Below are 15024 nucleotides of genomic sequence, written 5' to 3'. Positions count from 1 at the left end.
CTTCGGTAGTCTGATTAAAATTTACCGGTACGAGAGGAACTATTTTATCTTTTAATTCCTCCATATCGCAAATCGCATCCCGTTTATCTAAAAATCGATTTCTGTGGCCACTAGGCAATGATTCTGTATTAAAATCTTGTTCTGCAAACCATTCTTTCATATCTTTTTTCATATAAGTTGCATTTTATTTCTTAAGCTTTCTTTGGCTCGTGAGATGGTGGTGCGGCACATCGCATTGGATAGGCCCAGAATATCACTTATTTCTTCATTATCCATTCCCTCTATAAGGCTAAGCGTTAAAATAGTTCTGTAATTATCCTTTAGTAGGCGCATTACTTCGAGTACTTTTTTGGCGGTCATTCCTGCAGTTTCCATATCGATTTGATCGTCTGCTTGATTTTCCATTTCGTAGGCTACTTCTTCATAGGCCACTTTCGGCATCTTTTTTTCTTTTTTTAGGTGCGTAAGGCTATTGTTGATCACTATTCTTTTTAACCAGCTGCCAAAGGTTGCATCTCGGTTCCATTGTTGCATCTTAGAAAACGCGGTAATCATGCTGTCTTGCATAATATCTTCAGCTTGTGCGGTGTCTTTTACTATTCTAAATGCTACATGGTACATGGCATTTGAATATTGATCATAGACACGCATTTGTGCTTTGCGTTCCCCTTGTTCACAGAGGTTATAAAGTTCTATTTCAGCTATGGTCAAAGTCACTTGGTCAGTGTTACGCTTTAAAGATGCAATTTATTCCTTGATGTTACACTTCATGGCAAGGAATTTGAAATTTATAGGTATAAGACTTGATGCGATATAGGAAACAACATATTTGTAAAGGTCTTATTAGTAGTTATTAATTTGATAATGTGTGTTATACAGGTTTTATTCCGCTTTCGCGAAATTAGAACAAATGGAGTAACTGCAAAAAAGTTAATTTTAAAAAATAAATGCCCGTTGTCTGTATGACATTGTGGCGATATAAAAAGATATGTTCAAACCAAAGAGATTTTCAATAGACAGCTTGTCACCCCAAGAATTTGATCAAGATGCGGAATTTATACCGTTATTGACGAGTGAGGACGAGGAAGAAATGAATAAGGAAAGTGTGCCAGAAACACTCCCTATATTGCCGTTGCGAAACATGGTATTGTTCCCAGGTGTAGTTATTCCTATTACCGCAGGACGCGATCGCTCGATTAAATTATTACAGGATGCTAATAAAAAAGGTATCGCCATTGGTGTTGTAGCTCAGTTAGACGAAGATATAGAAGAGCCTACTTTTGAGGACTTACACAAAACTGGTGTGGTAGCAAAAATCTTGAAAACATTCAAGATGCCTGATGGGAATACCACCGTTATCATTCAAGGTAAAAAGCGCTTTGAAATGGGTGAGATCGTTACAGAAAAACCTTTTATTACTGCCGTAGCTAAAGATGTTCCAGATGAACGTCCTGCTGAAGATGATGAAGAATTCAAGGCGCTAATAGAGAAAATCAAAGAACTCGCTCTTGAGATCATAAAAGAAAGCCCTAACATTCCTACAGAGGCCTCTTTTGCAATTAAGAATATTGAGTCAGATTCTTTTCTAGTCAATTTTGTTTCTTCTAACTTGAATTTAAAAGTAGCAGAAAAGCAAAAGATTTTGGAGATCAATGATCTTAAAGAAAGAGCTTTCGAAACCTTGCGTTTTATGAATATAGAACGTCAGAAGTTAGAGCTTAAAAATGATATACAATCTAAAGTACAGACAGATATCAATAAGCAACAACGGGAATACTTTTTGCAGCAGCAAATGAAGACTATTCAGGATGAGTTAGGTGGAGGTGTTTCCTCCCATCAAGAAGTGGATGAAATGCGTACCCGCGCAAAGAAAAAGAAATGGGATGGTGATGTTAAAGAGCATTTTGACAAGGAACTATCAAAAATGCAAAGAATGAATCCGCAAGTGGCAGAATATTCTATACAACGCAATTACCTAGATTTAATTCTTGATTTACCTTGGAATCACTTTTCTAAAGATAATTTTGACCTCAAGCGTGGTATGCGTATTCTAGATCGAGATCATTATGGTCTGGATGATGTAAAGAAACGCATCATAGAGTACCTCGCAGTTTTAAAATTGCGCAACGATATGAAATCTCCTATTTTATGTCTTTATGGACCTCCAGGAGTTGGAAAAACCTCTTTAGGTAAATCTGTAGCGGAAGCCTTAGGACGTGAATATGTGCGTATTTCCTTAGGTGGATTGCGGGATGAGGCAGAAATACGTGGACATCGTAAAACCTATATAGGTGCCATGCCTGGGCGTATTATTCAAAGCATCAAGAAGGCTAAAACATCCAACCCTGTTTTTGTACTGGATGAAATTGATAAGCTAGGTAGCTCTCACAATGGAGATCCTTCTAGTGCTATGTTAGAAGTATTAGATCCAGAACAGAACAATTCCTTTTATGATAATTTCCTAGAAATGGGATTTGATTTAAGTAAAGTGATGTTTATCGCTACCAGTAATAGTTTAAATACCATACAGCCTGCTTTGCGAGACCGTATGGAAATTATTAACGTGACGGGTTATACCATTGAAGAAAAGGTAGAGATAGGAAAACAACACTTACTTCCTAAGCAATTAAAGGAACACGGTCTCGATAAGTCACATCTCAAAATAGCCAAGCCGCAGATTGAAAAAATCGTGGAAGGGTATACACGTGAAAGTGGTGTAAGATCTTTAGACAAGCACCTTGCTAAAATGGTGCGTTATGCTGCAAAGAGCATCGCTATGGAAGAAGAGTATGACCTTAAAGTAACTAATGAAACGGTTATTAAAGTCTTGGGATCGCCCAGAATGGAACGCGACAAGTATGAGAATAACGATGTTGCTGGAGTAGTAACAGGTCTAGCCTGGACTCGAGTAGGAGGTGATATCCTATTTATAGAGTCCATCCTTTCTAAAGGAAAGGGAAATCTTACCATAACGGGTAACCTGGGCAAGGTGATGAGGGAAAGTGCTACCATTGCGATGGAATACATTAAATCAAATGCTGAGGAGTTAGGAATAGCTAGTTCTGTTTTTGAAAAATACAACGTTCACATTCACGTGCCAGAAGGAGCAACTCCTAAAGATGGACCTAGTGCCGGAGTAACAATGCTCACCTCCTTGGTTTCTTTGTTTACACAAAGAAAAGTGAAGAAAAGCCTGGCCATGACTGGGGAAATTACACTTAGAGGTAAGGTACTACCAGTAGGCGGTATTAAAGAAAAAATTCTTGCAGCAAAGCGTGCTAAAATTAAAGAGATCCTTCTTTGTGAGCAAAACCGTCGAGATATAGAAGAAATTAAAGCGGACTATATCAAAGGCTTGACCTTCCATTACGTAAGCGATATGAGTAATGTACTAGAATTAGCTCTTACTAAGCAAAAGGTGAAAAATGCAAAGACGTTGAGTTAAACTCCTTGTCTATTTTATATTAAAAAGCTCGAGAATTGTTCTCGAGCTTTTTTAATTTAATTAGTTTACTACTTGTAACTAAATATCTTTTGTGGCATTTATGTGGAGATGCGACTTTGATAACGCTGCAAATTTTACAAGTTTTCAGGAGAGACTGGAAGTCTCTGCAGGTCATATATATATATTTATATGTGGCAGTGAATAGGCACACCGGAGTTAAAATGTAAGTTATCGGTATGAATATTTGTAATACCACACCTTTCTGGAACCTGTCGCGTCTATGGTCGTAAATGTAGAAGGATTCAATACAGCGGGAACTTATGATTAACCTATCACTGGTAGTAAGACTGCTCCCTGTTTTCCGTCTGGTAGCGGTCGCGCATATTTACAGGTGTTGCGCCTGAAAAAATGAAGCTAATGGCACAGGAGACGAATAATAATAAAGTAAAAGTTGAAATAGCATCAGAGTCGATTAGAATTCCCTACAGCGAATAGTTTTTTTCAAGAAAACCAATTTATCCTAAAAGTTTGAGATTTTAATCTTGGACTTTTTATTTTAGGTCATTATGTTGCAGATTAGAATAGGTAGTAACCTTTTCCGATAGGAGTTAATTGCACGATCAGTCTTTCTCTTCAAGCGAAAGGGAGACAGTTTAAACAACTTGTTGTTAAACTAATGGGGTTTGACGCAATAAATGCGGGGTAGGCATTTTGATTATATAAAAAACGTTCCCATTACCCATGTCGTAAAATTCCTTATTAAATTTGTACCTGAATTGAATAGTGCATTGCTCTTGCTCCGAAAACGATACTGGTCGGGTGGAAGTTGAAAAAGGGAATGCTTTTTACTACTGTATTTTCATTAGCCAAAAGATAGGGATCGGTTGGGGTTTTCTCTCCATATTAGATCAACCTATAACTTGCTATAATCTACCACTAACTTGGTATGCCATCTTCCTAAATCCTTAGGTATCTCTTTATGATTCTTAATCATTTCTATAGAAAGTCGAGAAAGAGAACGTTCTTTTACAGATAGATTTGCGGTGAAGTATCCTTGAAATTTACCCCTGTCATCCAATATTTTTGGAGCTTTTGCAGCTAAGCTATTCCATGGAGATAACGTATTATTCGGATCTCCATAATTATTCAAATCGTTCCATATAGAAGTATGACTAAAGCTACTTCCATACTCGCCAAAAGCATTCCATATCGATGTACTATCAAAACGTGAACAGTTCAAACAGCCTAAATATTCTGTATAGTCAGCACCACCATAAATATGTAAGTTTTGAGAAGTTGCATAAGAGCTGGTTATTATTATCACAAGTAGAACGATACCTTTTTTCATAATTTAATCTATTTCAACGTTTAAGTTACCCTGTCTAAAAAAACCGCCTCTTACTTCATCAATAGTTACATCTGACTCATCTCCTGTGCTTATATCGACTTTAATAGTTTTTGAATTAATAACCTTAACGTTCCTACTACCATAATCATTTAAGGGTATTGGGGCGTAAGATGTAGGGTGTTATTTCCTTTTCTGAAAATGGTTTTAGAATTTAAACTCAAAGAGAACACCAATATTTTTCTGTTGTACGACCATTTTTTTACTTATAACCGGCCGCTTGTAAATTAAATAATTGTTCGTACAACTGAGGGGCGGCCATAAGTTCTTCATGGGTGCCTATTTCTGCCACTCTTCCATTTTCCAGAACTAAGATGCGATCTGCCATACGAACGGTGGAGAAGCGGTGGGAAATGATGATGCTCGTTTTTCCCTTGGTAAGTCCTATAAAACGTTCAAAGACGTCATATTCTGCTTGTGCGTCCAACGCACTTGTAGGTTCATCAAGCACAATAACATCAGCATCTTTCATGTAGGCACGAGCAAGAGCTACTTTTTGCCATTGACCGCCGCTTAGTTCTTGACCATTAGCAAATCTACGACCTAGTTGTTGATCAATGCCATCTTTCATTACGGCAACCACTTGGTCTGCAAGACTGCGCTGTGCTGCGTCATTGATCATAGGATCGTTGGAAAGTTCATCTATATTTCCTACAGCGATGTTCTCGCGCAAACTAAACTCATATTTAAAGAAGTCTTGAAAAATAACACCAAATCGTTTTCTGTATTCTTGTTTATTAAATTTGGCAACATTGATCCCATCGAGTAATATTTCTCCTTGCGTAGGTTCATAGAATCGCAAGATCAATTTAATCAATGTAGTTTTTCCTGCTCCATTTTGTCCTACAAAAGCTATTTTTTCTCCTGCCTGGATTTTAAAACTCACTCCTTTAAGAACATCTGTATCACTACCATTATAGCCAAAGTGGACATTTCTTATTTCAAAACCTTGTTGGATAACTTCTGGAATAGGTGTGTGAATTGTTGTTTCATCTTCCACTTGAATGTCTAGAAAATCAAAGTAATCCCTCAAATAAAGCGAACTCTCAGAGATAGCGGTGAATCGTGAAAAGAAACCTTGCAAGTTGTTGCGCAGGCGATTGAAGGATCCAGATAAGAACGTGAGTTCTCCTATGGTAAGAATTCCCGTAATCACTTTAAAAATGATAAAAATATAAGCCCCATAATAGGAAAGAATTCCCAGTACATTAAACAAGGAACCGTAGATACTTTGCTTTAAAGAAAGCTTTTTATTGATTTCGTAATAATCACCAGAAAGTTTTTGGAACCGTGCCGCTATATAATCGGTCAGTCCAAAAAGCTTGACTTCTTTTGCGGTTTGATTATTAGCTCCTATAAATCGCAAGTAATCCAGTTCGCGACGCTCTGCCGTCCAGCTGCGTGCTACGGAGTAACGGTGTGAGCTATATTTTGCCTCATTGATAAAGGAAGGAATAATACTCAACACTAAGAGGATGATCAATAAGGGTTCAAAATAGATCAAACCTGCGATTAAGGAACCTATAGAAATGACGCTTTGAACCTGACTTAAGGAAGCACTCATTAAACCTACACGACCGCTTGTTTGCTGTCTGGCACGCTCTAGTTTGTCATAAAACTCAGGATCTTCTAATTGTTCCAGCGAGAGTTCATTGGTTTTTCTAATAATTTTTTCTGAGGAAGCGTTGGAATATAAATCTCCTATCAAACCATCAGTGAGGTTGATCAATCGATTCAACAAATCTGCTACAACGGCAACACTTAGTTCAATGGCAACATAGGTCCAGAGCTGGTCCAGATTATGATCCTCTACTGATATTTGCAAGATAACCTCATCGATTATCAATTTCCCCACCCATAGTAAAGCCACGGGACTAATTGCGGTAAGCAGTCGAGCGATAAAGTTGGTTACAAATAATTGAGGACTTACACGCCAGATTTCTTTAAAGAATCTAGGCAAGGTTTTTAAGGCACTAAAAGAGAACGTTTTTCCCTTTTTACTTTGTTCTTTTATGGATGCAGGTGCACTTCTAGCCACGTTCTTAATTTTAGGAGCAAAGGTACGATACAAGGAATTGCTTATGCTGTTCTCGCTTTCGCGAAAGCGGACTTTTAACAACCTCTTTTACCGGAATACAACTGAGAAGTAGGAAGGAAATGAATGGTCGTCATCAAGTACGCGCATTAAAAAACAGCAACAAATTGATTTAAAGGTATTTAAAAGCCAATACTCATTTTAGTTTATAGCTTTCCTGAAACTTTTCTAAGGTAATTCTTTACCCGTCGAAGCAATATAAATCTGAAACCATTGTTCTAGAGATATTTTCAGCTCTTCAGAGCTTACGGCCGTTTTTATACGCTCTATTTTACCGGTTCCTAGAACAGGAATAATACCAGCGGGATGCATCAATAGCCACTGATAAATCACTTTGTCCAGTTGCGTTTCATCTATTTCTTGCGCTACTTTTTTAATTGCTTGAAGTACTCTTGTTCCTTTATCTGTTTGAGGATGTAACAACTCTCCTCCAGCAAGCGGTGACCAGGCCATAGGCTTGATTTTTTTGCCGATCAGGTAATCTAGATTTTGGTTTTCAAAATGCTCCAAAGAATAAGGAGAGATTTCAATCTGATTGGTCACTAAAGGCTCCTCTACATAAGCCTGTAAAGATTCTAGTTGCAGTGGTAAAAAGTTAGATACACCAAAATGATTCACTTTACCACTAGATCTCAACTGCTCAAAAGCCATTGCCACTTCCTCTGGATTAAAAAATGGTGACGGTCTGTGAAGCAACAGTATGTCTATATAATCAGTTTGTAAATTTTTGAGCGATTGTTCTACTTGAGAGATGATATAAGAAGCGCTGTAGTCGTAATATTTTATCTTGCGATCGGGAAACTTATCTGTATTTAATTTGATTCCGCATTTAGTAAGTACCTGCATTTGATCGCGCAGCGCCGAGTTATTTTTTATCACTTTACCAAAAGCCGCTTCACATTCATGATTTCCATAAATATCAGCCTGATCAAAAGTAGTCACTCCATTTTCTATAGATTCCTGAATAAAAGACAACAATTCTTGATCGGTTTTATTCCAGTCGAGTAAACGCCACATTCCTAAAACCATTCTTGAAACTTCTAGGTCATTTTGTAAACTTACTTTCATCTTTAGTTTTCTTCAAATTTAGGATATATTCTAGCGGTATAAAAATATAATAATAGGTTTTCAATTGATGATTTCTTATATCTATGAGATGTTTTTTATTTGTGCTTTCGCAAAAGCAGAAACAAAAAAGCTCTTATTAACCATTAAGAGCTTTTATAATTATACCCTAAATGACTTATACTTTTTGCCGCAATACTTTAGCTTGATTGAACTCAAAAGCGGTGTCTAACCAAGTCAAGATTTGTGGCCATTCTGAAGCTTTGAAGTAGTTCTTTTGATAAGTTTTAATGCTGGTAAGTTTTAGTTTATTGCCTTCTATAATAGCTGTTGTGATGAAGTCGCCAGTCGAGTTTTCTATAGATTGATTCGGTTTATCAAGACCCTTTACGATATAGCTGTCTGGAATGATAAGATCAATATTATAGATGTGTTTTGAAGCATGATCAAGGTAGATATCTACCTTGCGGTCGCGCTCTTTTTTATCAATTTCTACTTGTCCACCTATGAATTTACCTATTTCAATGTAATTATCTTGAATAGTAAAACTTTCTTTAGTTATTAAAGGATTCTTACTTCCATATCTTCCAGATGGAACAATTTCAGAGGTGTAATTTTCGACTTTAGCATTCCATTCTTTTTCTGCGGCTTCTTCTCTATTTTTCAATTAGGTTTCTTTGGTTTTATCTCTTAATGATTGACAACTAGTGGTGTTAATTTTAATTTCTTTTTCTTCCACAATTATAGATGTGATCTTGTTCTGTATATTGCTTCTAATCTTCTCTTAAAAAATCTATCCAAGAAGTCCGTGTATATACATAATCATCAGTATGATGACCGTTTGCTTCAGAAGTGGCGCATTGTTTTAGGTTCTTCTTATCGTCAGTAAGGGATAGTGTAATTTCTTCTTTATAGATATTTTTGTCTGCAGTACTTACCGGTAAGGTTTCTGTCGTAATGGAATTTATTCTTTTATTCTTTTCAACTTTGGCTACAAAAACTTCGGCACCTTCTAGAATATCTGGAAATCGATACATAGTCCTGTTCTCGTCATAGCTGAAGAAATAAAGCGGCGTAGGAGTGTTAACTCTTACTCCTGTTCGAGTATTTGCTTTGATCACAAGGTCTTTTATTTTAACATCAAATGTGGTTGCGCCATAAGGATGTTATAATCTATATCCAGTTTAAGACAAAGAGCTCTCAATAAATTAATAACTTGTGTACTGTTCTGAAATCGGCTGAGGTAATATTCATAACATCTAGGATTAGGCTGGCTCCCTATAATTTCTGATTGGTAAGGAAAAACACCTTCTAAGTATGTAGTGTTTTTATAAAAGCGTATCCATTCTAAAGCTGCCTTAAACTTTTTTTCTTTGGTTTTAAATTCAGCTCATCTACATAGTCATAAACATCATTAGCCATTTTTTTTGAAACCTTGTAGAATTTACGATCGTAAAAATCTAATACATCTTCCTCGGTTACGGTTGCTTTGCATTCTCCATCTTCTCCTTTAAAAAATAAAATCGTTTTTTTCGTCTCTATTCTTACGCGTAAAAGCGACTTCAATTTTTACAGTTGGTTATTCAGCTAGCGGATAGTAACATCTTTTGGTTTCCATTTTATCTATATTTTTTGCTTCTACCACGTACATTTTAGTGGCGTTGCGATCTGTAGGTTCTTCTTTAACGGTTGGAGCACCATTATAAGTGTTCCTATTTAAGAAGAAGTCATTTTCAACTTCCATAGCAGACCGGTAGCTTACGGTAGGATATTCATCCTTGATAGGCATTTCAATGACTGGATATACTTCAAGTCCATCGCTTTCATTTTCTTTATTTAAAACTTTTGCTAGCGTTCCTACTGTAAAGTTTTCTGGAATATTAAGTACAAACGATTTTTGTTCTTTTCTTTTTGAAATCAATTGAAATGAGGTCTTGCGATCTTCTTGCATTTTAAAGTTACTCATGTATCGCACAGGATCAAGTTCTAGATAATAGGTGTTATCAAAATTACTAATCGCATTAGAAACTTTTAAATCGTATTCTAGATCAATGTCATGATCTCTATCTGTAGTATCAAAAGGAGAAGAACTTTCAATCTTTACATTCCTATTACCGTCTGTCAAAACTCTTAACAGTACTTCTTCTCTTTTATCTTGTGGTAATCCAGTGAAATTGTATAAGAAACCAGATACTTGTTCTCCTTTCATTCTACGCTTCATTTGCCCCATCAAGTCATCTCCTACGATGTCAAATGTTGCTGTATAACTTTCTAGATTAGAGGCAGCCGTTAATTGAGGTACTTGAACTAATTCAAATTCAGTACCATTTTCAATAAGCCCTTGCTTTCCTTGAATACGTGTGGCAAAAGTTCCGTATTTATTAAATTTCTCGGTTCCATCTAAAAAGATAGGTTTTCCATCTACCATGATAGCAGTAATCATATGGTTATCCACACGTAAAGAAGGAGTAGAGTAGTCATAAGCAATGGCATCTGTTCCTATCTATACCAGTCTCGCGTCAAAACCAGCTTCTACTAGCATGGTTTTTAAGAGAATGGCCATTCCTTTACAGTCGCCATAACGTTTGTTATAGACATTTTGTGGCTCATCTGGTTGGAAGCCAGCGATTCCTTCTTCAAAAGCGATGTATTTGATATGATCCTGTACCCAGTAATAAATTGGTTTTACTTGCTCGTTTTTATCAGTAATTCCAGTAGTAATTTCTGCTACTTTCTCTTTAATAGGAGCGGTATCTATTGTTACTTCACTTACCAGTTTGGCATACCAGCTATAGAGGTCCTTTGTTTCTTTAAAAAGCCTTTGAGTAACTCCTTTATTATCTTTAAATGACTTGGATAATAACAACACATGCTGATAAATAAACGAGCTTCCTTGCATGCGAATTTCACGAGCCCCAGGTTCTATTTTTGTAAGCTTACAGCTAACTATCGTATCTCCGTTATCTTTTTTTCTGAACCTTTGATGTCATAACCTTCAAAATGATGTTCCTTTAGTTCTAACGCTAACTAAGATGGTATTACAAAAGTCATTTGACCTTCCATGATTCGATAATTATCTGTAAAGTAAAGACTGGTAAAGTATTTAATGTCTTGGTATTCCTTTTCTTCGTTTACCGTTAGCGTATACCCTTGTAATGGAAAAGTTAGCTTTCCGTATTTTACTCGATAATCATTATAAAAAATAGACGCTGTGGAATATGCTTCGTCATTTAATTCCCAAAAAACCCTTTTATTTCTTCTAGAAAGCAATCTTAAATCTTCAATACTCGATTCGTTATCATAACCAGTAGAATATCCTATATCTGCTCTGGAGGCGATGGAAAAATAAGTAGTAGATTTCGCTTCTTGAACTTTTACCTTACCAGTTGAGTTGTTTTTTGTGCAAGTACTGCAAAAAAAAACAGCAGCGTTAGTGGTAAAAATCTCTTGATGTAAATGATCATATTATCAACTTATAGTTTCAAATATAAAACCTGCACCTATAACTTTAAGTTTTTTATCATTAGTTCATTCATTTTTTTTTGAAAATATCTTTCAATTTTCGCTTTCGCGAAAGCAATAATAAAACAAGTTGTTTTATTTTGTCTTTTACTGGATTTCCAATTTTTGAAGGATCTATATGAATCAACTATCTTATTATTTTATAAGCCCGTAATAAGATTTCTTTTCTCCATAGTACTATAACTACGGATTTGTAGACCAAAGAGAAGCACCTTTAAGCATAGCTCTTCTAGGTAGCTTTAATCCAGCTACAACCAACTCGGCAAAGTCTTCTGGTTGCAGCACGCTGTCTTCAGAATCCTTAGAGGCTATGCCCAGATTTACGGCCATATCTGTGGCTATGGTACTGGGAGTTAACGTACAAACTCTGATGTTATTTTTGCGGACTTCCCTCATCAAGGATTCTGACATCCCGATTACTGCAAACTTAGAAGCCGAATACGCTGATGTGCTGGCATTACCGCTCAATCCTGCCGTAGAAGAAACGTTGACTATTTCTCCGTGGTTTTGATCGATCAGGTGCGGCAAAACTTCTTTAGTCACATAATACATTCCCATAAGATTGGTTTGTATGATACGGCTCCATTGGTCTACATCCATTTCGTTAAAGGTTCCAAAAGCGGCAATACCCGCATTATTTACTAAAATATCAACCGATCCCAACTGGTCTATCAAAGTTTTGATCCCTTTTTGAACCGCTGCATAATTGCCTATATCAAATACCGCATAGGTGGCTTTTACGCCCAGTTGCTCCAGTTCTTGAACCGTTGCTTGTAAGGCCTTTTCATCCCTTCCCGTGATGGCAACGTCTATGCCTTCTTGAGCAAAAGCCAGAGCAGTAGCTTTTCCCAAACCTCGATTCCCACCAGTTATGATAGCTTTTTTTCCTTTTAAATCTTGCATTTTATGTGTTTTATAGTTTTAAATAACTCTGTTGAAATCTTTAGAATTTCAGAAACGGTTGTAGGTTTTCAGTGCACGCAACCTGAACAGCACGTCCTATTTGAATCAATTCACTACAGCGCTGTCGTTGCTTGCGTAAATTCAATACATCCCTGTAGAAGTAAGAAGTGCTATTCCTAAAGTCCGAACGGACTATGGCTCCTTTATTTATGGAACAGAAACCAGCTATTTCAACACCTTTTTTAAATCGTCTATTTCAAGAATATAAGGATCTGTTCCCAGCATGATAAAATCCACTCGCAAGGTAAAAAGAATGTCTTTTTGTGTCTTGTCTTTAAAGATTAACAAACCTTCAAAACCAGGTTGTCCCAGTTTAAATAGGGCTTTAGATTTATAAAGAAAATCTTCAAATCTAACTTTCTTCCAGTTGATATTAAAGCTTGTTGCCGTCTCTATAATCGCTTGATGGTCTTCTTGGAGCAACTCGTTGTAAGCCGCTCTTTTTATTGATTTTACAACAGCTTTGTTTGTATCTGACATCCTCAGTTCTGGAAGATCAGCGGCTTTTCTCAATAGTTCTATAGCCACCATGTTTTCTTTAAAGATGCTCCTTGTAAAAGACCCATTGTCGCTTATTTGCTCCATCATCTTCATCACATGTGACTTCATTGTGACAACTGTTTTATTTTGAGCCGTGCCTAGCTGAAACAAAAAAAATAGGAGCAGAGCAGTGGTAAATTTGTTCATGTGTTTTTTTTAATAAAACCTAGCAGATTCCAAATATAGAATGATCCTGTTTCATTTATAGATAAAATAAATTTATTTATTTAGTAAATTCTTTAACGGTACTTTATAACCTTAGCTTTTTTAGAACTTTTATCAAGAGGTCGTCATGTTTAGATCCAAGTGAAGAATGTTGCTTTCGCGAAAGCGGAACACCTATATATTTGTATCCTAACGTACTGGAATTTAAAAGGCAATACACTTTATGTACTCAAGACCTTAAAATGTAAAGGCTTTCATGGTAACACACACGTTATGTGGTCAGTTTTTGGCTACTGGCTAGGTCTTTTTTTAGATTCCCAATGTATATCAATGCGTCTAGAGGAATTATATGGTTTCTTTGTATTTGTGGTACATCATTTGGCAAACTTTGTCCATTGATTTAAAAATTATCGCATCAAAATCAGACGATTTTGCAATGCTTGTTAAAGTCAGAACAGCATTGAAAAAGATATCATTATCACTTCGCTTCATACGTTCTATAAAATTTATTTTATTACTTCCTTTGGATGAATCAGAAACGATCACTTCTTCCGTACTTAGATCTATTGCAAATAATAAATTCTTGTTCATAACTCTTAATTATTTTGTTATTAATGGTGGTGACATCGACCACTTGAACTTTTTGTTCTGTTTTTACATCTCGCCCCTTTTTTTGTTGTCCCTGAGCATTGACTGGTGGTGGATGAAGAGTTATTATGTATAGTTGTAGTGGTCTTTCCTTCACAACAATTAATCCCTACTTTTTTATAATGTACTTTACAATAGCAACTATTTGATTTACTTCTATTGCACTTTCGACAAAGCAACTGAATGTTTGGGGCATCACTATTACCTCCGCAAGAATATGGTGATATATGGTCATATTCTAAATTTTCATAACTACCGCAGCACTGGCAAATGCCGCCATCCCTAGCAAATACAACCTTTTTTGTTGTTTGTGAGACATAACGACTCTGTGCAAAACAACTAACACTAAATAAAATCAATGATAGGATCAAATATATATTTTTCATTCTATATGGAGTTTACTTATTAGTTATTAAAGAGCAGCTTTGTTTTTATCACGGGCGCCACTAATGTTATTGTATATCGCCTCTTGATTGCAAGTTATAAAATTATCCTCGGATGAAGCACGAGCCGAATTTTTAAATTTTTCCCAGCAGATTTTTGTCAATTCGGTAAAACTCTCCGTGTTTATATCCATTGACATAATAATCAGTACCTTTTTTAGAAAGGCCTTCTATTTTAAAATTGTTTAATCTTATTCCCACATATCATTTTCTTTTTTATAAATTTTGTGGCGATAACTTTGTTTGACAATCGTATTTGCTATGGTCCATTTTCCAAACAATTCATAGTCGCTTTTCAGTCGGTCATAATTTATATTTTCCGAAGATGTTGGTTTTTCGTCTTGAATTGGTTTGTACGAAATGGCGTCGCTAAATATTTTGTTGAAGATCTTTGTAACTTCTGTTTCTTTTCCTTCCCAAACAACATAAGCAATTCCTAATTGTTCTAATTCTTCTATTAAAACCCCTTTCTTTATTAAAAATTTTGAATCTGGATTTTTTTTAAATTTGTTAACTTTTTCAAACCATTCATAGTCGCTTTTCAGTCGGTCATAATTTATATTTTCCGAAGATGTTGGTTTTTCGTCTTGAATTGGTTTATACGAAATGGCGTCGCTAAATATTTTGTTGAAGATCTTTGTAACTTCTGTTTCTTTTCCTTCCCAAACAACATAAGCAATTCCTAATTGTTGTAATTCTTTTATTAAAATGCCTCTCTTTATTAAAAATTTTG

General features: G+C 35.9%; 15 protein-coding genes. 1 reads left to right on the top strand and 14 read right to left on the bottom strand.

What is annotated here, in order from left to right:
* Positions 1-168: 168 nt before the first annotated feature.
* Positions 169-717, bottom strand: coding sequence for an RNA polymerase sigma factor (locus ACJAT0_RS06195; protein WP_415180962.1), 549 nt, complete (start codon positions 715-717; stop codon positions 169-171).
* A 271-nt stretch (positions 718-988) separates the two neighbouring features.
* Between ACJAT0_RS06195 and lon the strand changes: the two genes are divergently transcribed.
* On the top strand, positions 989-3445 hold the full coding sequence (gene lon, locus ACJAT0_RS06190) for an endopeptidase La (protein WP_374003823.1): 2457 nt from the start codon (positions 989-991) through the stop codon (positions 3443-3445).
* Between the two features lie 913 nt (positions 3446-4358).
* On the opposite strand, the gene ACJAT0_RS06185 is transcribed toward lon, so the two are convergent.
* From ACJAT0_RS06185 to ACJAT0_RS06125, 13 genes are all read right to left on the bottom strand, one after another.
* A complete protein-coding gene (locus ACJAT0_RS06185; RefSeq protein ID WP_415180961.1) occupies positions 4359-4793 on the bottom strand; it encodes a hypothetical protein in 435 nt (144 codons plus the stop codon).
* A 259-nt stretch (positions 4794-5052) separates the two neighbouring features.
* On the bottom strand, positions 5053-6888 hold the full coding sequence (locus ACJAT0_RS06180; protein WP_415180960.1) for an ABC transporter ATP-binding protein: 1836 nt from the start codon (positions 6886-6888) through the stop codon (positions 5053-5055).
* 225 nt (positions 6889-7113) lie between these two features.
* Entirely contained in the window at positions 7114-8013 is a 900-nt protein-coding gene (locus ACJAT0_RS06175; protein ID WP_374003826.1) for an aldo/keto reductase, read from the bottom strand.
* Positions 8014-8188: 175 nt separating this feature from the next.
* The gene (locus ACJAT0_RS06170; RefSeq protein ID WP_415180959.1) at positions 8189-8677 is read right to left on the bottom strand and encodes a hypothetical protein; all 489 of its coding nucleotides are present in this window, start codon (positions 8675-8677) and stop codon (positions 8189-8191) included.
* A 106-nt stretch (positions 8678-8783) separates the two neighbouring features.
* The gene (locus ACJAT0_RS06165) at positions 8784-9131 is read right to left on the bottom strand and encodes a hypothetical protein (protein ID WP_415180958.1); all 348 of its coding nucleotides are present in this window, start codon (positions 9129-9131) and stop codon (positions 8784-8786) included.
* 226 nt (positions 9132-9357) lie between these two features.
* On the bottom strand, positions 9358-9576 hold the full coding sequence (locus ACJAT0_RS06160; protein ID WP_415180957.1) for a hypothetical protein: 219 nt from the start codon (positions 9574-9576) through the stop codon (positions 9358-9360).
* A gap of 13 nt (positions 9577-9589) precedes the next feature.
* A complete protein-coding gene (locus ACJAT0_RS06155; protein WP_415180956.1) occupies positions 9590-10453 on the bottom strand; it encodes a hypothetical protein in 864 nt (287 codons plus the stop codon).
* Between the two features lie 60 nt (positions 10454-10513).
* On the bottom strand, positions 10514-10909 hold the full coding sequence (locus tag ACJAT0_RS06150; RefSeq protein ID WP_415180955.1) for a transglutaminase-like domain-containing protein: 396 nt from the start codon (positions 10907-10909) through the stop codon (positions 10514-10516).
* Positions 10910-11037: 128 nt separating this feature from the next.
* On the bottom strand, positions 11038-11280 hold the full coding sequence (locus ACJAT0_RS06145) for a hypothetical protein (protein ID WP_415180954.1): 243 nt from the start codon (positions 11278-11280) through the stop codon (positions 11038-11040).
* Positions 11281-11715: 435 nt separating this feature from the next.
* Positions 11716-12435 carry a 3-ketoacyl-ACP reductase gene (locus ACJAT0_RS06140; protein WP_415180953.1) on the bottom strand — a complete coding sequence of 240 codons (720 nt, stop codon included), beginning with the start codon at positions 12433-12435 and terminating at the stop codon, positions 11716-11718.
* Positions 12436-12660: 225 nt separating this feature from the next.
* Positions 12661-13182 carry a hypothetical protein gene (locus ACJAT0_RS06135; RefSeq protein ID WP_415180952.1) on the bottom strand — a complete coding sequence of 174 codons (522 nt, stop codon included), beginning with the start codon at positions 13180-13182 and terminating at the stop codon, positions 12661-12663.
* Between the two features lie 363 nt (positions 13183-13545).
* On the bottom strand, positions 13546-13791 hold the full coding sequence (locus ACJAT0_RS06130; protein WP_415180951.1) for a hypothetical protein: 246 nt from the start codon (positions 13789-13791) through the stop codon (positions 13546-13548).
* 20 nt (positions 13792-13811) lie between these two features.
* Positions 13812-14234 carry an HNH endonuclease gene (locus ACJAT0_RS06125; RefSeq protein WP_415180950.1) on the bottom strand — a complete coding sequence of 141 codons (423 nt, stop codon included), beginning with the start codon at positions 14232-14234 and terminating at the stop codon, positions 13812-13814.
* Between the last annotated feature and the right edge of the window lie 790 nt (positions 14235-15024).

Source organism: Nonlabens sp. (assembly GCF_047636915.1).
Classification (GTDB): Bacteria; Bacteroidota; Bacteroidia; order Flavobacteriales; family Flavobacteriaceae; genus Nonlabens.
Note: the sequence above shows the minus strand (reverse complement) of the source record. Positions and strands in the feature narration are given on the sequence as shown.